The 22,376-nt window shown below is 75.6% G+C and carries 19 protein-coding genes and 1 riboswitch; of the genes, 8 read left to right on the top strand and 11 right to left on the bottom strand.

What is annotated here, in order from left to right:
• Positions 1–247 precede the first annotated feature (247 nt).
• The 3 genes from MT994_RS09080 to MT994_RS09070 form a co-directional block, all read right to left on the bottom strand.
• The gene (locus tag MT994_RS09080) at positions 248–3,865 is read right to left on the bottom strand and encodes an ABC transporter ATP-binding protein (RefSeq protein WP_354805962.1); all 3,618 of its coding nucleotides are present in this window, start codon (positions 3,863–3,865) and stop codon (positions 248–250) included.
• Positions 3,866–4,039: 174 nt separating this feature from the next.
• Positions 4,040–5,026, bottom strand: a complete 987-nt coding sequence (locus MT994_RS09075) for a malate dehydrogenase (protein ID WP_076405127.1) — start codon at positions 5,024–5,026, stop codon at positions 4,040–4,042.
• 151 nt (positions 5,027–5,177) lie between these two features.
• Positions 5,178–6,395, bottom strand: coding sequence for an NADP-dependent isocitrate dehydrogenase (locus MT994_RS09070; protein WP_251177648.1), 1,218 nt, complete (start codon positions 6,393–6,395; stop codon positions 5,178–5,180).
• Positions 6,396–6,768: 373 nt separating this feature from the next.
• Between MT994_RS09070 and MT994_RS09065 the strand changes: the two genes are divergently transcribed.
• Positions 6,769–7,839 carry an aquaporin gene (locus MT994_RS09065; protein ID WP_354805959.1) on the top strand — a complete coding sequence of 357 codons (1,071 nt, stop codon included), beginning with the start codon at positions 6,769–6,771 and terminating at the stop codon, positions 7,837–7,839.
• A 157-nt stretch (positions 7,840–7,996) separates the two neighbouring features.
• Here the strand turns inward: MT994_RS09065 and MT994_RS09060 are convergent, their stop codons facing one another.
• The gene (locus MT994_RS09060; RefSeq protein WP_061266885.1) at positions 7,997–8,428 is read right to left on the bottom strand and encodes a DUF3017 domain-containing protein; all 432 of its coding nucleotides are present in this window, start codon (positions 8,426–8,428) and stop codon (positions 7,997–7,999) included.
• A 54-nt stretch (positions 8,429–8,482) separates the two neighbouring features.
• Here MT994_RS09060 and MT994_RS09055 point away from each other — a divergent pair, with 54 nt between their 5' ends.
• Positions 8,483–9,877, top strand: a complete 1,395-nt coding sequence (locus tag MT994_RS09055) for an FAD-dependent oxidoreductase (protein ID WP_354805958.1) — start codon at positions 8,483–8,485, stop codon at positions 9,875–9,877.
• 84 nt (positions 9,878–9,961) lie between these two features.
• Here MT994_RS09055 and purH read toward each other — a convergent pair whose 3' ends face one another.
• Positions 9,962–11,656: a bifunctional phosphoribosylaminoimidazolecarboxamide formyltransferase/IMP cyclohydrolase gene (gene purH / locus MT994_RS09050; RefSeq protein ID WP_354805957.1), complete on the bottom strand. Its 1,695-nt coding sequence runs from the start codon at positions 11,654–11,656 to the stop codon at positions 9,962–9,964.
• A 60-nt stretch (positions 11,657–11,716) separates the two neighbouring features.
• Positions 11,717–11,805: riboswitch (ZMP/ZTP riboswitch) on the bottom strand.
• A 4-nt stretch (positions 11,806–11,809) separates the two neighbouring features.
• Complete coding sequence (locus MT994_RS09045; protein ID WP_354805956.1) at positions 11,810–13,192, bottom strand: MFS transporter; 1,383 nt, start codon at positions 13,190–13,192, stop codon at positions 11,810–11,812.
• A gap of 104 nt (positions 13,193–13,296) precedes the next feature.
• Here MT994_RS09045 and MT994_RS09040 point away from each other — a divergent pair, with 104 nt between their 5' ends.
• Positions 13,297–13,917, top strand: a complete 621-nt coding sequence (locus MT994_RS09040; RefSeq protein ID WP_241005612.1) for a helix-turn-helix domain-containing protein — start codon at positions 13,297–13,299, stop codon at positions 13,915–13,917.
• Here MT994_RS09040 and purN read toward each other — a convergent pair.
• Positions 13,914–14,555, bottom strand: coding sequence for a phosphoribosylglycinamide formyltransferase (purN, locus tag MT994_RS09035; protein WP_354805955.1), 642 nt, complete (start codon positions 14,553–14,555; stop codon positions 13,914–13,916). The genes MT994_RS09040 and purN overlap by 4 nt on opposite strands.
• A gap of 138 nt (positions 14,556–14,693) precedes the next feature.
• On the opposite strand from purN, the gene MT994_RS09030 reads away from it, so the two are divergent.
• Together MT994_RS09030 and MT994_RS09025 are read left to right on the top strand one after the other, a co-directional pair.
• The gene (locus MT994_RS09030; protein WP_061266880.1) at positions 14,694–15,305 is read left to right on the top strand and encodes a hypothetical protein; all 612 of its coding nucleotides are present in this window, start codon (positions 14,694–14,696) and stop codon (positions 15,303–15,305) included.
• Between the two features lie 52 nt (positions 15,306–15,357).
• A complete protein-coding gene (locus tag MT994_RS09025; RefSeq protein ID WP_354805954.1) occupies positions 15,358–15,948 on the top strand; it encodes a hypothetical protein in 591 nt (196 codons plus the stop codon).
• A gap of 65 nt (positions 15,949–16,013) precedes the next feature.
• On the opposite strand, the gene MT994_RS09020 is transcribed toward MT994_RS09025, so the two are convergent.
• From MT994_RS09020 to sucC, 3 genes are all read right to left on the bottom strand, one after another.
• A complete protein-coding gene (locus tag MT994_RS09020; protein WP_354805953.1) occupies positions 16,014–17,264 on the bottom strand; it encodes a DUF6350 family protein in 1,251 nt (416 codons plus the stop codon).
• 165 nt (positions 17,265–17,429) lie between these two features.
• Positions 17,430–18,320 (bottom strand): succinate--CoA ligase subunit alpha, encoded by an 891-nt coding sequence (gene sucD, locus MT994_RS09015; protein ID WP_021482340.1) that lies wholly within the window; start codon positions 18,318–18,320, stop codon positions 17,430–17,432.
• A gap of 37 nt (positions 18,321–18,357) precedes the next feature.
• Positions 18,358–19,527: an ADP-forming succinate--CoA ligase subunit beta gene (gene sucC, locus MT994_RS09010; protein WP_021482339.1), complete on the bottom strand. Its 1,170-nt coding sequence runs from the start codon at positions 19,525–19,527 to the stop codon at positions 18,358–18,360.
• A gap of 209 nt (positions 19,528–19,736) precedes the next feature.
• Here sucC and MT994_RS09005 point away from each other — a divergent pair, with 209 nt between their 5' ends.
• Positions 19,737–19,958, top strand: a complete 222-nt coding sequence (locus tag MT994_RS09005; RefSeq protein WP_031316040.1) for a helix-turn-helix domain-containing protein — start codon at positions 19,737–19,739, stop codon at positions 19,956–19,958.
• Position 19,959: 1 nt separating this feature from the next.
• Positions 19,960–20,535, top strand: a complete 576-nt coding sequence (locus MT994_RS09000) for a Clp protease N-terminal domain-containing protein (protein ID WP_354805951.1) — start codon at positions 19,960–19,962, stop codon at positions 20,533–20,535.
• 49 nt (positions 20,536–20,584) lie between these two features.
• Here the strand turns inward: MT994_RS09000 and MT994_RS08995 are convergent, their stop codons facing one another.
• A complete protein-coding gene (locus tag MT994_RS08995; RefSeq protein ID WP_354805950.1) occupies positions 20,585–21,502 on the bottom strand; it encodes a DUF5996 family protein in 918 nt (305 codons plus the stop codon).
• 106 nt (positions 21,503–21,608) lie between these two features.
• On the opposite strand from MT994_RS08995, the gene MT994_RS08990 reads away from it, so the two are divergent.
• Positions 21,609–22,322 (top strand): DUF6518 family protein, encoded by a 714-nt coding sequence (locus tag MT994_RS08990; protein ID WP_354805949.1) that lies wholly within the window; start codon positions 21,609–21,611, stop codon positions 22,320–22,322.
• The last annotated feature ends 54 nt before the right edge of the window (positions 22,323–22,376 follow it).

Raw genomic sequence — 22,376 nt, 5'->3', positions numbered from 1 at the left:
ACCGCAGGCGTGAGCAGGCAGGTGCCGGCAAGGACGCGGACGACGGGACCAGCAGCGGGCGACGTCGACCGCGGCTTTCTCAGCGTACGGCTGAGCCGAACTGTACTGGTTGCAGAAAGTTGCAGCAAGGTTCGGCAAACGACGCGCCCGCGCCGTGCAACGCCGTTGCCCGGGCACGACGAACCCGGGGTCGCCCCGCTCAGGAGGTCCTGACGGGGGCGGCCCCGGGTCCGGGAGGTCGCGGTGGTCAGCCCGCGAGATGGCCCCAGCGCGGGGCGAGCTCGGACCACGGCCCGACGGCGGCGACCCGGCCCTCGTCGAGCACGACCACGCGGTCCGCCCGGGCGAGCGCCGCGCGCTTGGACGTCGCGCCCACGACCGTGGTCCCCCGCTCGCGCAGCGACTCCCACAGCTCGATCTCCGTCGCCGCGTCGAGCGCGCTGGAGACGTCGTCGGCCAGCAGCAGCTCGGCGTCGGTCGCGAGCGCCCGGGCCAGGGCGAGCCGCTGGACCTGGCCGCCCGAGAGCCGGACGCCACGGTGCCCGACGAGCGCCTCGTGCCCGCCCGCCTCGACGACGTCCCGCTCGAGCCGCGCGGCCGCGACGGGCCCGTGGACGTCGCGCTCGTGGCCGAGCCGCACGTTGTCCGCGAACGTCCCCGACAGCACGCGCGGCACCTGCGCGACGTGCGCGACCTGGCCCGGCCGCAGGAACGTCTGGGCGTCGACGACGTCCGTGCCGTTCCAGCGGATGCGGCCCGTGTGCTCCATGAGGCCCGCGAGCGCCGAGAGCAGGCTCGACTTGCCCGCGCCGACCTGCCCGAGCAGCAGCACGAGCTCGCCGCGGCCGACGGACAGGTCGACGTCCTGGACGCCGATCGTGCCGTCGTCGTGCAGCGCGGTCACGCCGTCCAGGTCGATCCGCTCGAGCGGCCGCCGGGGGCCCGGGTCGGGCGTGGGGGCGGCGCCCGTGAGCAGGTCGACGCCGGGCGGCAGGTCCATGAGGTCCGTCCCGGCGGCGAACCGGCTCGTCGCGCGCTGCCACGAGCGCGTGCCGGGCGCCTCGGTCACGACGGCGCCCGCGACGACGCCGAACCAGCCGAAGCCGGTCACGGCGTTGGCGACGAGGAGCGCCGTCGCGAGGTCCCACGTCCCGGTGAGCAGCCCGGCCCACGCCGCGACGACGCCGAGCTGGATCATGACGAGCGGGACGCCGTCGAGCGCGGCCTGCACGCGGTGCTCGAAGACGGCGGCGCGCACGCGCCCGGCGTCCACCTCGCGCAGGTGCGCGTGCACCTGCGGCGTGCGGGCGGCGAGCTTCACCGTCCGCGCGGAGTCGAGCGCCGAGACGAGCGCGCGGCCGAACCGGGCGCGCGCGGCCGACGAGCGGGTCGCCGACCGCCCGGCGATCGGCCGCCCGAGCGCCGACGCCGCCGCGGACACCACCATGACGGCGAGGAGCACCGCGCCGGCGAGCCACGACCGGCTGAGCAGCGCGGTGACGCCCGCGATGACGAGGCCGTTGACGAAGTCGACCCAGCGGTCGGCGTACCGGACGAACCGGTCGGCGTCCATGGCGCGGGCGACGACCTCGCCGGGCGGCGTGGCCGTGAGCCGGTGCTGGCGGGTCTGGCCCGCCATGACCGCCATGCGCACGCGCAGCAGCACCTCGACCCACCAGCGCGGGTAGACGTACAGCGCCCACGCGAGGCACAGCGGCGCGACCACGAGCAGCACGGCGAGCGGCACGAGCTGACGCGCCGGGAAGCCGGAGCCGAGGTCCTGGACCGCCTGGCCCCAGAGGAAGCCGGTGACGGCGCCCTGGGCCGAGACGAGGCTCGTGACGAGGAACAGGACCGCGCCCACCACGCCCCATGCCGGGCGGACGAACAGGGCGTGCGCGACGCCGCGCGCGAGGCTCGGCCCGTCGCCCGGGTCGTCGAGGACCGGCGGCTCGCCGCGCCGTCGGCGTCCGCCGACCGCGTCGGAGGCGCGGGCCGCGGGCGTCTCGCCCTCGGCGCCCGCATGGTCCTGCGCGGCCGCGGGCGCCGGGTCGCCGGGCGCGAGGTCGTCGACGTCGTCGCCGCGCGGTCCGCCGTCCTGCGCGACGCTCGCGACGAGCAGGTCGCGGTAGGGACCGGGGGCGTGGGCGAGCGCGGCGCGCTCGCCCTGCTGCACGACCCGGCCGTGGTCGAGGACGGCCAGCAGCCCGGCCCGCTCGATCGTCGTGAGCCGGTGCGCCACGAGCACGCCCGTGCGCCCCGCGAGCAGCCGCTCCGACGCGGCGACGACGCGCGCCTCCGTGAGCGGGTCCATGCGCGCCGTCGCCTCGTCGAGCACGACGACCTGCACGTCGCGGACCAGCAGGCGCGCGAACGCGACGAGCTGCTCCTCCCCCGCCGAGAGCGACGTCCCGCCGGGACCGAGCAGGGTGTCCAGGCCGTCGGGCAGGCCCGCGACCCAGTCGTCGAGCCGCAGCTCGCGCACGGCGGCCTCGACGTCGGAGCGCGGGACGTCCGCGAACATCGCGACGTTCTCCGCGAGCGTGCCCGCGAGGATCTCGGTGCGCTGCGTGACGACGCCGACCGCCGCGCGCAGCGCCTGGAGGTCGAGGTCGCGCACGTCCACGCCGCCGACGAGCACGGCACCGCGCGGCGGCTCGACCGCGCGCGAGAGCAGCGACGCGAGGGTCGACTTGCCCGAGCCGGTGCGCCCGACGAGCGCGACCGTCTCCCCCGCGGGCACGTGCAGGTCCACCCCGTCGAGCGCGAACGTGCCCTCGGCGTAGGAGAAGTGCAGGTCGCGCACCTCGATCCCGACCGGCCCGGCGGGCAGCGTGCGCCCGCCCGTCGGCTCGGGCTCGACGGCGAGCATCTGCCGGATGCGCGTGAGCGCACCCAGGCCCTCCTGGATGTCCGGGAGGTGGTGGACCAGGTTGTCCACCTGCCCGACGAAGAGCGCGGTCACGAGGAACAGGGTGACGAGCCGGTCGACGCCCAGGTCGCCGTCCGCGGCGAGCGCGGCGCCCGCCACGGCCACGCCCGCGAGCAGCGAGGCGAGCACGAGGCCGGCACGGCGGAGCATGCGCGCCTCGACGACGAGCACGGCCTCGAACTTCCGGTGCACCCGGGCAGAGCGCTCGGCGAGGCGCCGGATCGCGAACGACTGCCCGAGGCTCGTGCGCAGGTCGTCCCGCGCGGCGACGGACTCCTCGAACGCCGCGGCGTGGTCCGTCCACGCCATCTCCTCGATGACCTTGCGGCGCGCGATCTCGCCCAGCATCGGGCGCACGATGAACCACGCGACCGCCCCCAGCACCGGGAAGAGGACCCACGCCGGCCACCAGGTGAGGCCGGCGACGACCCACATCGGCAGCACGCCGACGACGGTGCGGCCCGCGCCCCAGAGCTGACGGCGCACGAGCGTGCCGACGGCGTGCGTGTCGTCGTCGACGCGGTCGAGCACCTCGCCGACCGCCTGCTCCGTGAGCGTGGCGAGCGGCTGGTGCAGCGCCGCGGTGAGGAGGTCGCCGCGCAGGCGGCCCTCGGCGCGGTCGACGACGCCCGCCCACACGACCTGGCCGACGGTGTCGAGCAGCGCCGCTCCGACGACGCACGCGGCGAGGAGCTGGAGCGTCGCCGTCGTCGGGTCCTCGGCGAGCCACCCGGCGATGACGGTGCCCAGCGCGGCGCCGACCGCGCCCACGGTGAGCGCGAGCAGCGCAAGGACGGCCTGCGGCCCGCGCAGGCGGCGCCAGTCCAGGCGCCGGGCCGGGTCGGGCGAGCGCGGGGCGCCGGCCGACGGCGCGGCGTGCGGGTCGGACGGGGGGTTCGTGGGCTGCTCGGTCGGCAGGGAGGCGTCGATCATGGCCCCACGACCCTACGGCGACCCACCCCCGCCGACGCAGGGATTTTCGCCGCCCGCAGCCCCTGCCCGGCCCGGTCGGCGCGGGGACGACCCGGGCCGGCCAGCGTCGGCTCGGGTCGGCCCCGGACGCAGCGCGGCCCGGGTCCCGAAGGACCCGGGCCGCGGCGGTACGGCTCAGACCAGGCCGAGCTCCTCGACGGCCTGACGCTCCTCCTGGAGCTCCGCGACCGACGCGTCGACGCGCCCGCGCGAGAACTCCGAGAGCTCCAGGCCCTGGACGATCTCCCACGACCCGCCGCGCGAGACCACCGGGAACGACGAGATGAGGCCGGTCGGGACGCCGTACGACCCGTCCGACACGACGCCCGCGCTCGTCCAGTCGCCCTCGGGCGTGCCGAGGACCCAGTCGTGCACGTGGTCGATCGCCGCGTTCGCCGCCGACGCCGCCGACGAGGCGCCGCGCGCGTCGATGATCGCCGCGCCGCGCTTCGCGACCGTCGGGATGAACGTGCTCTCCAGCCACTCGCGGTCCTCGGCGAGCCGCGCGCCCGGCGTGCCCGCGACGTCCGCGTGGAAGAGGTCGGGGTACTGCGTGGCCGAGTGGTTGCCCCAGATGGTCACCTTGCGCACCTCGGACACCGGGACGCCCGCACGCTTCGCGACCTGCGTGAGCGCGCGGTTGTGGTCCAGGCGCGTCATCGCGGTGAACCGGTCCTTCGGGACGTCGGGCGCGTTCGACGCCGCGATGAGCGCGTTCGTGTTCGCGGGGTTGCCGACGACGAGGACGCGGACGTCGTCCGCCGCACCCGCGTTGATCGCCTGGCCCTGCGGCTTGAAGATGCCGCCGTTCGCCTCGAGCAGGTCGCCGCGCTCCATGCCCGGGCCGCGCGGGCGGGCGCCCACGAGGAGCGCGACGTTCGTGCCCTCGAACGCGGGCGTCGGGTCGTCGAAGATGTCGATGCCGGCGAGCAGCGGGAACGCGCAGTCGTCCAGCTCCATGGCCGTGCCCTCGGCGGCCTTCACGCCCTGCGGGATCTCGAGGAGGCGCAGGCGCACGGGGGTGTCGGGGCCGAGCATCTGGCCCGACGCGATGCGGAACAGCAGCGCGTAACCGATCTGACCGGCCGCGCCGGTCACCGTCACGTTCACGGGGGAAGTCATGCGCTCACTCTCCCACAACGCGACGCGCCCGGACGCGCGGGGCGGCGCGCCCGCCGGCGCCGACTCTCGCTCCCCGAGCACACCCGGGCACGACGACGGCGGCGCCCCCTGCGCAGGGGACGCCGCCGTCGGGCGTGCGGTGCGGGCCGGGTCAGCCCAGGCGCGCCTTGAGGTTCTCGTCGAGCGCGGCGAGGAACTCCTCCGTCGTCAGCCACTCCTGGTCCGGGCCGATGAGGAGCGCGAGGTCCTTCGTCATCTTGCCGGACTCGACCGTCTTGATGACGACGTCCTCGAGCGTCTGCGCGAACTCGGTGACCTCCGGCGTGCCGTCGAGCTTGCCGCGGTGCATGAGGCCACGCGTCCAGGCGAAGATCGACGCGATCGGGTTCGTCGACGTCGGCTTGCCCTGCTGGTGCTGGCGGTAGTGGCGCGTCACCGTGCCGTGCGCGGCCTCGGCCTCGACGGTCCGGCCGTCCGGGGTCATGAGGACCGACGTCATGAGGCCGAGCGAGCCGAAGCCCTGCGCGACGGTGTCGGACTGGACGTCGCCGTCGTAGTTCTTGCAGGCCCAGACGTAGCCGCCCTCCCACTTCATGGCCGAGGCGACCATGTCGTCGATGAGGCGGTGCTCGTAGGTGAGGCCCTTGGCCGCGAACGCCTCGGCGAACTCGGCGTCGAACACCTCCTGGAAGATGTCCTTGAAGGCGCCGTCGTAGGCCTTGAGGATCGTGTTCTTCGTCGAGAGGTACACGGGGTACTCGCGCTGGAGGCCGTACGCGAACGAGGCGCGCGCGAAGTCGCGGATCGACTCGTTGAAGTTGTACATGCCCATCGCGACGCCGCCCTCCTCGGGCATGGTCACGACCTCGAACTTCTGCGCCTCGGAGCCGTCGGCCGGCTCGAAGGTCATCGTGATCTTGCCCGGGCCGGGGACCTTGAAGTTCGTCGACTTGTACTGGTCGCCGTGGGCGTGACGGCCGATGATGATCGGCTTGTTCCAGCCCGGCACGAGGCGCGGGATGTTGGAGATGATGATCGGCTCGCGGAAGACGACGCCACCGAGGATGTTGCGGATCGTGCCGTTCGGCGAGACCCACATCTTCTTCAGGCCGAACTCCTCGACGCGCGCCTCGTCGGGCGTGATCGTCGCGCACTTGACGCCGACGTTGTACTGCTTGATCGCGTGCGCGGCGTCGATCGTGACCTGGTCGTCGGTCGCGTCGCGGTTCTGGATCGACAGGTCGTAGTACTTGAGGTCCACGTCGAGGTACGGGTGGATGAGGCGGTCCTTGATGAACTGCCAGATGATGCGCGTCATCTCGTCGCCGTCGAGCTCGACGACCGGGTTGACGACCTTGATCTTGCCCATGCGCAGATCGCTCCAACTGTCGGGGACTGGAGCCCCCGGGTGTCGGACGGCGACCGTGCGGCCCGTGGGCCCGGTCCGTCGCACACGAGGGCGTTGCTGACCGCGGTCCAGGGTACTCGACTTCTCGACGTCAAGATACTTTGGCGACGCCCGGCGGACCGTTCGGATCGTGAGACCCGGCGTCCGTTCTCAGGTGCAGCACCGCAGATTTCCACGCATCTCCCGGGTGGTGGTGGCAAGATGCCCCCAGATGCCGGAATGGCCGGGCACTCGGTCAGGCATCGTGCCGTCGTCCCGACGGCCCGCCGGTGCCGCACCGCGGCACACCGGGCCGGGACTGCCCGAAGTTCCCACCGAACCAGACAGGATCATCATGTCCCAGGACACCACCGCTCCCGGCGCACCGGAGGGCTACGTCGACGACGCGCGCCCCGCGCAGACCGAGGCCGTCGCTGTCGTCCAGCCCAGCCTCCTCGCGCGCCTCGGCGCCGAGGTCTTCGGCACGTTCTTCCTCGTCCTCGCGATCATCGGTGTGGCGCTGTACACGTTCGTCAGCCAGCAGAACGCCCTCGCGGTCGCTCTCGCGGGCGGCCTCGCGCTGCTCGCCGGCGCCGCCGCCGTCGGCAACGTCTCCGGCGGCCACTTCAACCCGGCGGTGACGCTCGGCGCCGCCATCGGCGGCCGCACCGCGTGGCGCGACGTGCTGCCCTACTGGGTCGCGCAGCTCGTCGGCGCGCTCCTCGCGGGCCTCGTCCTGCTCGCCACCGTCCCGAGCTCGCTGCCCGCGCTCGTCGGGCAGGAGGACCGCGGCGGCCTGTTCGTCTCGACCGCGAACGGCTACGGCGACTTCTCGTCCCTCTCCACGGCGTCGCAGGGCGGCACCGAGTTCGGGCTGCTCGCCGCGCTGCTCATCGAGACCATCGCGACCGCGGTGTTCGTCGGCGTGATCCTCGGCGTGACCGACAAGCGCGCGACCGTGCAGTACGCGCCGGTCGTCATCGGCCTCACCCTCACCGCCCTGATCCTCGTCGCGGTGCCCGTCACGAACGCCTCGCTCAACCCGGCCCGCTCCATGGCGTCGGCCGTCTTCGCGGGCGACGGGGACCTGTGGAAGCAGCAGTGGGTCTTCTGGGTCGCGCCGCTCCTCGGCGCCGCGATCGCGGGCCTCTTCTACCGGGCGTTCGCGTTCGCCCCGAAGCAGGACGACCTGCTCGGCGAGGACCACGTCGTCACGCTGACCGAGGCCGAGGTCGCCGGTGGCTCCGCCGCCGGTGCGGGCGCGGCCGTCGTCGGCGCCGGTGCGGGCACCGTCGTCGAGGAGGCCGTCGTCGTCACGGACGAGAACGGTGACGTGGTCGCGGTCGAGGAGGTCGTCGAGACGGAGGTCGAGACCGACGACCCCGACGCCCCGGCCCCCGGCGAGGGCACGGCCCCGCGGGCCTGACCCTCTCGCACGCCCGACGGGCCCGGACCGCGCACGCGGTCCGGGCCCGTCGTCGTGCAGGCCGCACCTCGTGCAGGCCGCACCTCGTGCGGGTCGCTCGTCGCGCGGGTTCGCACGTCGCGCGGGCCGCACGTCGGCCGCGCTCCGCGCGGGGACGTCAGAGCTCGCCCTGGTCCAGGCTCAGCGCGAGGAACGCCATGACCGCTGCGGGCGCGAGGAAGAAGAAGACGTCGAGCCCGCGCGACCGGACGGTGATGCCGACCGGGCCGGGGCCCGGGATCGCCGCGCGGCACACGCCCGCGACGGCGAGCAGCCCGGAGAGCGCGAAGCAGCCCGCCCGCGCACCGGCGAGGACGGCCACGACCGTGGCGACGGCGACGCCCGCGAGGACCAGCCACATCGCGGGCTGGCGGGACGGCGCGAGGCTCGCGGGCGGCTCGGGCACCGGGGGCGGGGTCGCGTCGTCGGGCACCGGGGCGCCCTCGGGAGCCGTCCCGTCGCCGGTCTCGTCGTCGACGTGGTGCCACACCGGCACGAGCGTCGCGCGTGGCCGGTGCCGCGTCCCCCCGTCCGCGGTGACGTCGCTCACGCTGCTGCACCTTCCACGCCCGGAAGCCTACCGTCGTGCCCTAGCGTGACGTGCATGCCGTCCGTCGTGCCGCCGGTCCCGTCCGCTCCCCCCGCCACCTCGACCGATCCCGCGACCGGCCCTGCGGCCGGCCCGGCGACCACCCGGCACGACGGCGGGCCGCCGTCGTCCGTGGTCGTCGTCGGCGCCGGGCTCGCGGGCGCCCAGACCCTCGCCGCGCTCCGCCGCCGCGGCTACACCGGGCGCGTCACGCTGCTCGGCGCGGAGGGCGTGCCGCCGTACGACCGCCCGCCCCTGTCGAAGGAGCTCCTCAGCCGGCCCTCCCCCGCGTGGCTCGCCGACGACCTCGGGGTGGACGTCGACGCGCTCGCCGACGACGTCCGCCTCGCCGACCCGGCCGTGCGCCTCGAGCGGGTCGGGACCGCCGACGCTTCCGGCTGGTCCGTCGAGACGCGGTCGGGCGACCGCCTCGTCGCCGACGCCGTCGTGCTCGCGGTCGGCTCCGTGCCCGTGCGGCCGCGCGGCTGGGAGCACGCGCGCGTGCTCCACACCGCGGCCGACGCCGACGCCCTGCGCGCCGCGCTCCGGCCGGGCCTGCGCCTCGTCCTCGTCGGGGCCGGGTGGATCGGCGCGGAGCTCGCCGGCGTCGCGGCGGGCGCCGGTGCGCACGTCACCGTCGTCGAGGCCGCGGGTGCGCCGCTGCACCGCCAGCTCGGCCCGGACGTCGGGGTGCACCTCGCGCCCTGGTACGCGGCCGCGGGTGCCGAGCTCGTCACCGGCGCCACCGTCGCGGAGGTCCGGCCCGACGGCGTCCGGCTCGCCGACGGCCGCGAGCTGCCGGCCGACGTCGTGCTCGCCGCCGTGGGCGCCCGCCCCGCCACCGACTGGCTCGACGGCGTCGTGCCCCGCGACGCGCGCGGCGGCGTCACCGTGGACGCGGACGGCGCCGTGCCGGGGCTGCCCGGCCTCTGGGCGGTCGGCGACTGCGCGAACCGCGACCACCCCGTGCTCGGTCCTGTCCCGGGCGGGCACTGGTCGGCGGCGCTCCACGACCCGGACGCGACCGTCGCGGCGCTGCTCGGCGACGGCGGCGACCGGGCCGCGCACGCGCCGTACGTGTTCTCCCAGCAGCTCGGGCACGACCTCGCGCTGTTCGGCGTGCCCGCCGAGGGCGACGAGGTCGTGCTGCGCGGCGACCCCGCGGGCGGCGCCACCGGCCACGAGGGCTGGGCCGCGTTCTACCTCGCGCCCGCGGCACGCTCCGAGCCCGGCGGCCCCGCCGCCGACGACCCGACCGCCCGGGGCACCGACGTCCGGGCCGTGCTCCTGGTCGACTCGCCGCGCGACGTCGGCCCCGTGCGCAAGGCGATGAACCGGACGGGCCGCCTGCGCGTCGACCTCGACGTCGGGCTCGACCCGGCCCGGCGCCTGCGCGACGCCCTCGCCTGACGCCCTCGCCTCGCCCCCTCGCCCGCGACCGCGAGCGCGACGGCCCGCCGGTCCGAGGACCGGCGGGCCGTCGAGCGGGACGGGTCAGTGCGCGAAGTGACGCGTCCCCGTGAAGTACATCGTCACGCCCGCGGCCCGGGCGGCCTCGATCACCTCGGCGTCGCGGATGGACCCACCCGGCGCGACGACGGCGCGCACGCCGGCGTCGAGCAGGATCTGCAGGCCGTCCGCGAACGGGAAGAACGCGTCGGACGCCGCGACGGCGCCCCGGGCCCGCTCCTCGCCGTCCGCGAGCGTGTTGGCGCGCTCGACCGCGAGGCGGCACGAGTCGACGCGGTTGACCTGCCCCATCCCGACCCCGACGGCGGCCCCGTCGCGCGCGAGGAGGATCGCGTTCGACTTCGCCGCGCGGATCGCGCGCCACGCGAAAGCGAGGTCGGCGAGCGTCGCGTCGTCGGCGGCGTCCCCCGTGACGAGCGTCCAGTGCTCGGGCGCGTCGCCGCCGGTGACGTTCCCCTCGGCGTCGGTCACGACCGCGTCGACCCGGTCCGTGCTCTGCACGAGCAGCCCGCCGCTGACCGGGCGGGTCTCGACGGTCGTCGTCGGCGGGGCGTCGACGACGAGGAGACGCAGGTTCTTCTTCGCCCGGAGCACCTCGAGCGCGTCCGGCTCGAACCCGGGCGCCACGACCACCTCGGTGAAGACGGGCGCGATCTGCTCGGCGGCTGCCTTCGTCACCACGCGGTTCGCGGCGATGACGCCGCCGTAGGCCGACACGGGGTCGGTCGCGTGGGCGCGCGCGTGCGCCTCGGCGACGTCCGTGCCGACCGCGATGCCGCACGGGTTCGCGTGCTTGATGATCGCCACGGCCGGCTCGTCGTGGTCGTGCGCGGCGCGCCACGCGGCGTCGGCGTCGACGTAGTTGTTGTAGCTCATCGCCTTGCCGTGGAGCTGCGTCGCCTGGGCGAGCCCCGTCGCGCCGTGGCCGACCGTGTAGAGCGCGGCGCGCTGGTGCGGGTTCTCCCCGTACCGCAGCACGTCGGCGCGGTCCCACGTGGCGCCGATCCAGGCCGGGACGCCCGTGCTCACCGTCTCGCCCTCGGCGCCGCCCTCGACCGGGACCGCGTCCGTCGGCGCGACGACGTTGCCCATCCAGGACGCGACGGCGACGTCGTAGGTCGCGGTGTGCACGAACGCCGCGGCGGCGAGCGCCTTGCGCTGCGCGTAGGTGAAGCCGCCCGCCTGCACGGCCGCGACGACGTCGTCGTACCGGGCCGGGTCCACGACGACCGCGACGCTCGGGTGGTTCTTCGCCGCCGCGCGGACCATCGACGGGCCGCCGATGTCGATCTGCTCGACGACCTCGTCCGGCCCCGCGCCCGACGCCACGGTCGCGGCGAACGGGTAGAGGTTGACGACGACGAGCTCGAACGGCGCGATGCCGAGCTCGTCGAGCTGCGCGAGGTGGTCGGCCTTGCGCGAGTCCGCGAGGATGCCGGCGTGCACGCGCGGGTGGAGCGTCTTGACCCGCCCCTCGAGGCACTCGGGGAACCCGGTGAGGTCCTCGACCTTCGTCACCGGGACGCCCGCGGCCGCGACGGTCGACGCCGTCGAGCCGGTGGAGACGAGCTCGACACCCGCGGCGTGCAGCGCCGTCGCGAGCTCGACGAGGCCCGTCTTGTCGTAGACGCTCAGGAGCGCGCGGCGCACGGGGCGCCGCGAGTCGTCGGTGAGCTGGACGTCGGGGGCGGAGGGCACGTGCGGGGCCGGGTGGGACATGACGAGGGGCTCCTCTGGGTCGCGGTCGCCGCGCCGACGGAGCCGACGCGAGTGGCAGAACCCAGGCGCCCAGGCGGTCGACGCTCCAGCAGGTAGATCCGGCCGCTCCCCGGTGGTCGTTCCCACCCTCGCCAGTCGCGGCCGTCGTCCAGTCTAGCGGCCCGACGGCGGCGCCCCCGGCTCGGCCGGGACCGCACCCGGCACGACCCCCGACGCCGCGAGGGCGGCCGCGTCGTCGGCCCAGGTGTCGGGCGTGCCGACCCGCCAGAGCGGGCGGACCGCGCTGAGGACCGCGACCGTGACGACGAGGAGCCCCGCGAGCACCGCGAGCGCGGCCCCGAGCCCGAACCGGTCGAGGAGCCCGCTGCCGACGAGCGGGACGAGCGGGCCCGCCGCGAGGCCGGTGAGCCCGAGCACGGACGCGAGCCGGCCCTGGAGCTGCGGCGGGGTGACGGCCGCGGCGTACCCCGACAGGCCCGCGTTCACGGCCGGGACGAGCAGGAGGGCGAACGGCAGCACCGCGAGGTAGACCGCGTACGACTCCAGCACGGCCATGACGACGGACCCCGCGGCGAGCACCCCGAGCGCCGCGACGACGAGCGCCCCCGCGCGGACCCTCGCGACGAGCCGGGGTGCGAGCACTGCCCCGACGAGCACGCCCACGCCGACCGCGAGGTCGACCAGGCCGATGAGGAGCGGCGCGGTGCCCGTCCGCACGAGCTCGAGGTTGATGCCGACCATGAGGCTGCCGAACGCGACGTTGATGACGACGAACAGGCCGAGCAGCGCGCGGAACAGCGGCACGGACCACACGAAGCGCAGGCCCTCGCGCAGCGCCGCGAGGGGCCGGGTGGCGCGCGCGGCCGCGACGTCGCCGTTGAGCGGCTCGCGCACGAGCCACGTGCACACCGCGGTCGCCGCGTGCCCGATCGCGGCCCCGGCGAGCGGCACGGCGTGCGCGACGGCGTAGAGCGCCCCGCCGAGCGGGCCGGCGAGCAGGCTCGCCACGGCGTCCCGGCCCTGGGCGGCCGCGAGCGCCGTCGGGAGCTGCGGCACCGGCACGACCGAGCGGAACGCGCCGCTCGTCGCCGGGTCCACGAGCGCACCGACGACCGAGGCCCCGAACAGGACGGCGGCGAGGTGCCACGCGGAGAGCGACCCGGCGCCGGCGGCCACCGCGACGGTCGTCCAGAGCAGCGCCCCGACGGTCGCCGCGGCCACGACGAGGCGGCGGCGGTCCACGCGGTCGGCGACGACACCCGCGGGCAGCGTCGCCAGGAGCGCCCCCACCTGCCCGACGGCGGCCACCACCCCCGCCTGCACGACGGACCCGGTGAGCCCGTACGCCACGAGCGGCACCGCGAAGAGCGCCACCCCGGCACCGAGCGACTCCGCGGTCAGCCCGGTCATGAGCAGCAGGTAGGACCGGTTGCGCAGGAGCGACGGCGGCGCGTCCGGCGCGAGGCCGACCGTGGCACCGGGGTCGGACGACGGAGCGGTGCGGGGTCCCGGGGGCGCGGGGGGTGGGTTCGACATGGAGGAGAACCTACGTGCGCAACGAGAGTTGCGCAATAGTCGTTGCGCACTTTGTGGTGAGCACTCCCCCGTGCGGAACACTTGGGCGTTGCTAGCCTCGGCCTGTGCTCGAGACCTTCCACGTCCAGGACCCCGCGGCGCTGCGCGCGATCGCGCACCCGCTGCGCCAACGGATCCTCATGGAGCTCGCCGTCCTCGGGCACGCGCGCGCGGCCGACCTCGCCCGGGCCACCGGGGAGCCCGCCAACTCCGTGAGCTTCCACCTGCGGGTCCTCGCCCGGGCGGGCATGATCGTCGAGGCGCCCGAGCACGCCCGGGACCGGCGGGACCGCGTCTGGAAGAACGTCGCGGAGACCTACGCGGTGGAGCCCGGGACGCCGGACGCGGTGCGCCACGTCGTCCGCCCGGCGCTCGCCTGGGCCGAGGAGACGTTCCGCCGCGGGAGCGCGATGGGTGCGCGCGAGGACCGGATCCTCGCGCTGAGCACGCTCGTGCTCAGCCCCGAGCAGGCGACGACGATGTCGCGCGAGCTCCAGGAGCTCGTCGGGCGCTGGAACACGCGCGCGCTCGAGGAGGGGCGCGCGGACCCCGAGGCGCGCCGCGAGACCTACCAGGTGCTCGCGGTGCTCGCCCCGCGCGACCTGCCCCCGGCGGACGACGACGACCCCGCGCCCCCGCCGGGAGAGGACGCCTCCGGCCGACGGGCCGAGACGCCCGCCGACTAGCCCAGCACGACCCGGCGTCCGTCGACGCGCAGGCCCTCGCGCGCCACGCGCCCCACGGTCTCGACGAGCAGCGCGCGCTCGGCCACCTTGATGCGCTCGTGCAGCGACGACTCGTCGTCGCCGTCCTCGACCGGCACCGCGACCTGGGCGACGATCGGGCCGGTGTCCACGCCGTCGTCGACCACGTGGACCGTGCAGCCCGTGACGCGCACGCCGTAGGCGAGCGCGTCGCGCACGCCGTGCGCGCCGGGGAAGGACGGCAGGAGCGCGGGGTGGGTGTTGAGCGTGCGGCCCGCGAAGCGGCCCACGAACGCGGGGCCGAGGATGCGCATGAACCCGGCGAGGACCACGAGGTCGGGCCGGAACACGTCCACCGCCTGCGCGACGGCCTCGTTCCACGCGGCCCGGTCCGCGAAGTCCCCGGGGGCCACGACCACGGCGGCGACGCCCGCCTCGCGGGCGAGGTCCAGGCCGCCGGCGTCCGCCTTGTCGGAGACGACGCCCACGACGCGCGCGCCGTACGCGGCGTCGTCGTGCGCGGCGAGGAGCGCCGCGAGGTTGCTGCCCGCCCCCGACAGCAGCACGACGACGCGGGCGGCGGAGGTGGACTCGACGGGGTGGCCGGACGGCGTCTGCACGGTGCTCCTGCGGGGTTTCGAGGGGTCGCGGGTCACGGAGCGCGACCGCGGCGGCGGGCCGGTGGGACGACCGTCGGGGCACGCAGCCTCCGATGGGAGAATGTACCGCGAGCCGCCCGACCGACCGAGGAGCTGCCCGTGGGCAACCCGTACGCACCGCCCCGTCCCGACGCGCCGCAGCAGCCTCGACCCGAGCCCGCGCAGCCGGAGGACGGAGCGCGTCCGGACGCGCCGGCGCCTGCACCGGGCCCCGCCCCCGCGCCGATCCCCCCGGCCCCCGCGCGCCCGGACCAGCAGGCCGGGCCGGGCCACCGGCGCCCCGCGCCGCCCGAGCCCGCGGAGCCCGACCCGGAGCTCGCCCGGCAGGCGACGCGGCGCACCCTGCACTTCGGCCTGCTCCTGCTCGCCGTCATCGTCGTGAGCACCATGCCGTTCCCGTGGCAGGCCGTGAGCCTCGCGCTCGCGCTCGGCGCGATCGTCGTGGGCATCCGGGCGCTGCTGGCCGTCTGGCGCGCCCGCGTGCGCGGCGCGCTCGTCCCGGCCCTCGGGATCGGCGTCGGGCTCTCGGCCATGCTCGCGCTCCAGATGGTCTCGACGCTCGTCACGTGGGACGTCGCGCTCGCGCACCAGCAGTGCCTCGACGGCGCGATCACCGTCTCGGCCGAGAAGCGCTGCGACGTCGAGCGCACGCACGCGCTCGAGGAGAAGTTCGCCCGCTGGTTCCCCACCCCCGCCCCCGCGTCCTCCTGACGCGTCGAGGCTCCGTCACGGGTTCGTGACGTCGCGCCCCTAGGGTGAGCGCGTGACCGCGCCGACGACGCCGCCCGAGGCTCCCCCGCCGCTCCCGCCCGTGCCGCGGGAAGGGCTGCGTCGCGCGGGGTCGCGCTGGTGGTGGCTCGCCGTCCCCGTCGCGGCCGCCCTGGTGGCGAGCGTCGTCGCGGTGGTCGTGCCGTTCGCGGCTCACGACGCGCCCGAGCTCGTCGAGGACGACCGGGTCCTGACCGTGGCGGCGGATCCCTGCGCGCGCGTCCAGGAGGCCGGCGCGACGCTCGCCGCAGCGACGTCTCCCGAGGGACGCGCCGCCGCCGCGCTCGACGTCGCCCAGGGTGCCCGTGCGCTCGCCGCCGCCGTCGGCGCGCTGCCCGCGGACGTCCTCGACGCCGACCGGTCGGCACGGTCCTGGGCCGAGGACTGGTCCGCCCTCGCGGACGGGCTCGAGGCCTGGGCGGCGAGCACCGCGGCCGGCGAGGACGCCCCGTTCGAGCTCCCGCTCACCGAGGACGGCTGGTCGGCGGTGACGAGGATGGACCTCGCCGCGTCTCCCGGGTGCGCGGTCCCGGCGTCCGTCGTGAGCCTCGACGCGACCCCGCCGCGCACCCCGCCCGCGAGCTGACCGCCGCAGAGGCCGCCGTCCGGCCGGACCCGGCCCCGGCCGACCCGCCGTGTCGCCTCCGCGGCTCAGCCGGCGTCGCGGTGGCGCCGGCCCAGGACCTCGAGCCGTGACCACAGGACGGCGAGCGCGGCGCCGCCGCCGATCTCGGCCGCGGCGAGCGCACCGACGACGAGCGCCTCCGCGCCCACGACCTCGAGCCGGCCGGGGCCCACCGCTCCCCCGGCGAGCCAGCTCACGAGCCCGACGAGCAGGCCGGACGCGAGCGCGACGCCGGCGAGCGCGAGGACGACGGCGGACCAGGGGACGACGTCGTCGGGGTGGGTGCCCGTCACGTCGCGCAGGCGCCGCCAGACGAACACGCCCGCGACGACGCCGAGCGCGACGACGCCGGCCGGCACCCAGGGCGTGAGGGCGTTGGTCCAGTCGTCGCCGGGCAGCGCCCCGAGGAGCGGGATCGCGGGCAACGCGCCCGGCTCCGACCCGCCGGGCGCGAACGTGCTCCCCTCGCCCACGGCGAACCCGGGGCCGACGAGCCACGCCCCGGCCCACGCCACGAGGTTGGGCAGCACGGCGAGCTGGCCGAGTGCGAGGACGATCCCCCCGACGGTTCCGGGGACGAGCCCGGCGACGATGTCGCCCGACGTCGCGCGGCCCGCGACGAGCCACGCGCCGACGACCACGGCGGACGCCCCGGCGAGCAGGCTCGTGCCGAGCAGACCGCCCCGCAGCCCGAGGCGCACCGTCGGTGGCACGACCCGGTCGAGACGCCCGGCGAGGTCGGCGACGAACGGCGCGTCCGGGCGCGCGAGGATCCCGCCGCCGAGCCCGAGCCCTCCGACGACGGCTCCCCCGACGACGGCGACCCCGAGCCCCCAGGGCGGCGTCGAGCCGGCGAGCAGGGCGACGCCGAGCGTCGCGAGCGCGTACGTGACGGTGCCGGCCACCCAGGCGGAGACTGCGGTGTGCGCCGAGCGGCGTGCCGACGCGAAGCAGCAGAAGAGCGCGAGGGCAGTGAGACCGAGCGGGACGAGCGTGACCGTCGTGCCGCTCGCGACGAGCGGGACGCCGTGGCCGAGGAGCCAGAAGCCCGCCGCGACGGTGACCGACTGCCCCCAGCCCGTCCCCTCGGACGCCCCGGTCGAGGACGCCAGGAAGGCGACGACGCCCGGGAGCACGACGACGGCGAGCGACAGGGTGAGCGCCTGGAGCGCGGCCAGCACGCCGGACGGTGCACGACGCACCCCGACGGGTGCGGGTGCCGGGCTGCCTTCCACGGTGCGCGTGCGCGCACCGCGAGTCGTGCTGGTGGTGCTCATGGTGCCCATCGTCGTCGATCGAGAGGTCGGTTCGGGGCATTCGCCCCGGCGCGCCAGACTACCGGCGCCCCCGGCCCCGGGGACGACGACGCCCCGCGGCCGGCGGACCGGTCGCGGGGCGTCGTACGGCGTGGCAGCGGGCCGTGCGGCCGACGGAGCCAGGGGTCAGGCGAGGACCTCGCGCAGGAGCGCGGCGGTCTCGGACGGCGTCTTGCCGACCTTGACGCCGACGGCCTCCAGGGCCTCCTTCTTCGCCTGGGCGGTGCCCGCGGAGCCGGAGACGATGGCGCCGGCGTGGCCCATCGTCTTGCCCTCAGGAGCCGTGAAGCCTGCGACGTAGCCGACGACCGGCTTCGTCACGTGCTCCTTGATGTACGCCGCGGCGCGCTCCTCGGCGTCGCCGCCGATCTCGCCGATCATGACGATCGCCTTGGTCTCGGGGTCGTTCTCGAACGCCTCGAGCGCGTCGATGTGCGTGGTGCCGACGATCGGGTCGCCGCCGATGCCGATGGCGGTCGAGAAGCCGAGGTCCTTGAGCTCGTACATCATCTGGTAGGTCAGCGTGCCCGACTTCGACACGAGACCGACCGGGCCCTTGCCCGTGATGGTGTGCGGGGTGATGCCGGCGAGCGACTCGCCCGGGGTGATGATGCCGGGGCAGTTCGGGCCGATCATGCGCGTGCCCTTGCCCTGCAGGTAGGCCCAGACCTCGGCCGTGTCCTGGACGGGCACGCCCTCGGTGATGACGACGATGAGCGGCATCTCGGCGTCGATCGCCTCGATCGCGGCGTCCTTGGTGAACGCCGGCGGGACGAACAGGACGGACACGTTCGCGCCCGTCTCGGCCATCGCCTCGGCGACGGTGCCGAACACCGGCAGCGTGACGTCGTTGCCCTCGTGGTCCTTGTGCGTGACGGTCGTGCCGGCCTTGCGGGCGTTGACGCCGCCGACGATCTGCGCGCCCGAGTCGAGCATGAGGGCGGTGTGCTTGGCACCCATCCCGCCGGTGATGCCCTGGACGATGATCTTGGAGTCGGAGTTCAGGTAGATCGACATGGTGTTCTCTGTCTCAGCTTTCCGCGTCTACGGGCGATCAGGCGTTGGCCAGCTCGGCCGCCTTGGCGGCACCGCCGTCCATGGTCTCGGCGAGGGTCACGAGCGGGTGGTTCGCCTCGCGCAGGATCGCGCGGCCGAGCTCCACGTTGTTGCCGTCGAGGCGCACGACGAGCGGCTTGGTCGCCTCGTCGCCGAGGATCTCGAGCGCGCCGACGATGCCCTTCGCGACCTCGTCGCACGCGGTGATGCCACCGAAGACGTTGACGAAGACCGACTTGACCTGCGGGTCGTTGAGGATGACGTCGAGACCGTTCGCCATCACCTGCGCGTTCGCGCCGCCGCCGATGTCGAGGAAGTTGGCCGGCTTGACGCCGCCGTGCTCCTCGCCCGCGTACGCGACGACGTCGAGCGTGCTCATGACGAGCCCGGCGCCGTTGCCGATGATGCCGACCTCGCCGTCGAGCTTGACGTAGTTGAGGCCGTTCTCCTTGGCCTTGGCCTCGAGCGGGTCGGTCGACTCCTTGTCCTCCAGCGCCTCGTGGTCCGGGTGACGGACCTCCGACGCGTTGTCGTCCAGCGTGACCTTGCCGTCGAGCGCGATGATCGAGCCGTCCTCGGTACGGACGAGCGGGTTCACCTCGACGAGCGTCGCGTCCTCGGCCGTGAACACGGTCCACAGCGAGCGGATGACGTCGGCGACCGGCGCCTTGAGCTCCTCGGCGAAGCCCGCGGCGTCGACGATCTCGCGCGCCTTCGCCTCGTCGATGCCCACGATCGGGTCGACGGCGACCTTGGCGAGCGCCTCGGGGCGCTCGACGGCGAGCTGCTCGATCTCCATGCCGCCCTCGACGGAGCACATGGCGAGGTAGTTGCGGTTCGAGCGGTCCAGCAGCACCGAGAAGTAGAACTCCTCGGCGATCTTGGCACCCTGCGCCACCATCACGCGGTGGACGGTGTGGCCCTTGATGTCCATGCCGAGGATCTCGGACGCCTTCTCGGCGGCCTCCTCGGGCGAGTGGGCGAGCTTGACGCCGCCGGCCTTGCCGCGGCCGCCGGTCTTCACCTGGGCCTTGACGACCACGGTGCCCCCGCCGAGCTTCTCGGCTCCCGCGCGGGCCTCCTCGGGCGTCGTCGCGACGACCCCGCCCAGCACGGGCACGCCGTGCTTCTCGAAGATGTCACGCGCCTGGTATTCGAACAGGTCCACCCTGCTGCGTCCTTCCGTCTGATGCGCCGTGTGCGGCATGACCGATGTCTCGACATCAAGACATCCCCGTACAGGGTAGCCCCCGCTCCGGGGCGCGCCTATCCGGGGCCGCTGCGGCGGCTCGCGGACCGGTGTTCCCTTCGTCACCCCGCACGACGGGCGTCAACCACTGTTGACATCATGCCGAGCGTCAACCTAGATTGACACGCATGGAACCCGTCGACATGGACGCCGCGAGCAGCACCGACCCGGACGTCGGGCTGCGGGCCGTGCGGTCGCTGCGCGTGCTGGCCGAGCGCCTCGAGGCGCTCCAGGTCGAGCACGCCCGGTCGCTCGGCTGGTCCTGGCAGGAGATCGCCGACCGGCTCGGCGTCACGCGTCAGGCCGTGCACAAGAAGTACGGCGCGTCCCGCACCACGAGGAGGTCGTGACATGTTCGAACGCTTCGCCGCCGACGCCCGGGAGACCGTGGTCGGCGCCCAGGAGGTCGCGCGGGAGCGCGGCGACGACACCATCGACGGGGTGCACCTGCTCCTGTCGCTCGCCCGGCAGGAGGGCGGCGCCGGGGCGGCCGCGCTCGGTGCGGTCGGCGTGAGTCCGGCCGACCTCGAGCGCGAGGTCGACGCGGCCGGCGGGCTCGACCCGCTCGACGGCCCCGCGCTCGCGGCGCTCGGGATCGACCTGGACCAGGTCCGGGCCCGCACGGACGCCGCGTTCGGCCCCGGCGCGCTCGACCGGGCGGGGGACGAGGCACGGGGCCGCGGGCGCCGTCGAAGCCGCTCGCACATCCCGTTCACTCCCGAGGCGAAGAAGGTGCTCGAGCTCTCGCTCCGCGAGGCGGTGCACGACGCGTCGCGCGTGATCGACTCGGGCCACGTCCTCGCGGCCGTCGCGCGCAGCACGGGCTCGACGGCGCACCGGGCGCTCACCGGCGCGCTCACGGCCGCCGGGTCCGACGACACCGGCCTGCGCGCCGCGCTCGCGACCCGGCGCCGCGCCGCGTCCTGACCGGCGCGCACCGGGGCACGTCGAACGCGCGGGCTCGGCGTGCCCGCGGTCAGTCCGGCGGGACCGGCCCGGTGAACGCGTCCAGGTCCCACCCGGCCGCCCTGGCCAGCCCGCGGTACGAGCGCTCGAAGAACGCGAGCAGCACGGCGTCGGGGTCGGCGGCGTCGCGCAGCACGCCGCACGGGAGCACCGCCTCGCGCAGGCCGGGGTCCCAGTACCCGGGCGCCAGGTCGAGGCCAGCGGCGCCGGGCGGCTCCGGGTAGGCGTAGGCGTACACCTGGTCGGCGTGCGTCGTCGGGTCCCCCGGCCAGTAGCCGACGGCGACGTTCTCCGCGTTCTCCGCGTAGCGGTTGATGGGCTCGAGGTCGTCCGGCTGCGGGTGCGGCTTCCCGTTGAACAGCGTGAGCCCCAGGTCGAACGCGCCCCAGTAGAAGCGCGGCCCGCTGGACTTGCCGTAGAACCCGGAGCGGAACCGCTCCATGACCGCGACGACGCGCTGCACGGTCGCGAGCCAGGTGCGGGTGAGCTCGCCGTCCCACTCCCCGACCGCGGTGTCCTGCTCGAACGGCACAGGGTCGGGGATCTCGCGCGGCGTCGACCAGACGCGCACGGAGACGTCGAGCCGGTCGAGGCACGCGAGGGTGCGGGCGTAGAAGTCGGCCACCGACATCGGCCCCAGCCCGATCGTCTCGGTGCGCCCGTCGGACGTGCGGAACGCGACCCACTCCCCCACGAGGTCGATCTCGACGTCGAGGGCACGGTCGCCCACCTGCATGACGGGGGTCACGAACCCTCGCGACGTCACGTGGAACGCGACGTTCCACCAGTGGTTGACGAACGGGGTGAGGTCGAGCACGACCTTGCCGACGACCTGCGTGAACAGGTGCAGCGGCCGGCGCGTCGGCTCCCAGCGGCGCACGTCGAGGTCGGGCCAGGGGGCGGGACGGGCGGCCGACGGCTGGGTCACGGCAGGCTCCTCGGGCTCGGTCGTCCTGCCACGGTAGGACCGGGCACGCGCTCGTGCCCGACGACGGGCTGACGCCCCGCCGCGGAGCCGCGCCTACCGTCGGGGTGTGCCCGACCAGACTGCGCTCCCCCGCCGCTCGGACTCCCGCTCCGACGCCCCCGCCCTCCGCACGCGCTCCGCGCCGGGTCGCCACGCCGGCGCCCCGGCGCCCGGTGGACAGCCGTGGGCGCGGGGCGCCGTCGTGCTCGCCGCGAGCTTCCTGCTCGGCGGCCTCACGTCCTTCGCCCAGGGCTTCCTGCCCGACGCCGCAGCCCCCTTCGCGAACTCGGCGAGCGGCTGGACGCTGGTCACGGCGCTCCTCGTCGCCTGGGCCGCCCGCGACGCGCGGACGCGGACCTGGCACGCCGCCGTGCTCGGTGCCGCGAGCTTCGTGCTGCTCACCCTCGGGTACACGGTCGCCGCCGACCTGCGCGGGTTCTTCTACGACCCGACGCTGTTCGGGGTGGTCGGTCTCGTCGTCGGCCCGTTCGTCGGGGTCGCGGCGGCGTGGCTGTGGCGGGCGGGGGTGCGCGCGGCTCTCGGCACGGCGGTGCTCGCGGGCATCGGTCTCGGCGAGTCGGTGTACGGGCTCACCACGGTCGTCGAGACGACGGGTGCCACGTACTGGGTGGTGATCGGGCTCGCGTCGCTCGTCCTGCTCGCCGCGATGCTGACCCGACGTCTGCGCGGGCCCGTCCCGGTGGCCGTCGCCGCGGGAGGCACCGCCGTCGTCGCGACGGCGTTCGTCCTCGCCTACCGCGCGCTCGGCACGATCGGCTGACGCGGCAGACGTCCCCCGCGCACGCAGGGCGCTCGACCGGCCGGTCGAGCGCCC

Source organism: Cellulosimicrobium sp. MI9406, assembly GCF_040595865.1.
GTDB classification, from domain to species: Bacteria; Actinomycetota; Actinomycetes; order Actinomycetales; family Cellulomonadaceae; genus Cellulosimicrobium; species Cellulosimicrobium funkei.
Note: the sequence above shows the minus strand (reverse complement) of the source record. Positions and strands in the feature narration are given on the sequence as shown.

What these genes read in the sequence shown, in the direction of transcription:
- MT994_RS09055 (WP_354805958.1), top strand. Translation starts at nt 8,483, where the DNA reads ATGCCGTCCGTCGTGCCGCCGGTCCCGTCCGCTCCCCCCGCCACCTCG.
- MT994_RS09020 (WP_354805953.1), bottom strand. Translation starts at nt 17,264, where the DNA reads ATGAGCACCACCAGCACGACTCGCGGTGCGCGCACGCGCACCGTGGAA.
- MT994_RS09045 (WP_354805956.1), bottom strand. Translation starts at nt 13,192, where the DNA reads ATGTCGAACCCACCCCCCGCGCCCCCGGGACCCCGCACCGCTCCGTCG.
- purH (WP_354805957.1), bottom strand. Translation starts at nt 11,656, where the DNA reads ATGTCCCACCCGGCCCCGCACGTGCCCTCCGCCCCCGACGTCCAGCTC.
- MT994_RS09080 (WP_354805962.1), bottom strand. Translation starts at nt 3,865, where the DNA reads ATGATCGACGCCTCCCTGCCGACCGAGCAGCCCACGAACCCCCCGTCC.
- MT994_RS09075 (WP_076405127.1), bottom strand. Translation starts at nt 5,026, where the DNA reads ATGACTTCCCCCGTGAACGTGACGGTGACCGGCGCGGCCGGTCAGATC.
- sucD (WP_021482340.1), bottom strand. Translation starts at nt 18,320, where the DNA reads ATGTCGATCTACCTGAACTCCGACTCCAAGATCATCGTCCAGGGCATC.
- MT994_RS09000 (WP_354805951.1), top strand. Translation starts at nt 19,960, where the DNA reads ATGTTCGAACGCTTCGCCGCCGACGCCCGGGAGACCGTGGTCGGCGCC.
- MT994_RS09005 (WP_031316040.1), top strand. Translation starts at nt 19,737, where the DNA reads ATGGAACCCGTCGACATGGACGCCGCGAGCAGCACCGACCCGGACGTC.
- MT994_RS09070 (WP_251177648.1), bottom strand. Translation starts at nt 6,395, where the DNA reads ATGGGCAAGATCAAGGTCGTCAACCCGGTCGTCGAGCTCGACGGCGAC.
- MT994_RS09065 (WP_354805959.1), top strand. Translation starts at nt 6,769, where the DNA reads ATGTCCCAGGACACCACCGCTCCCGGCGCACCGGAGGGCTACGTCGAC.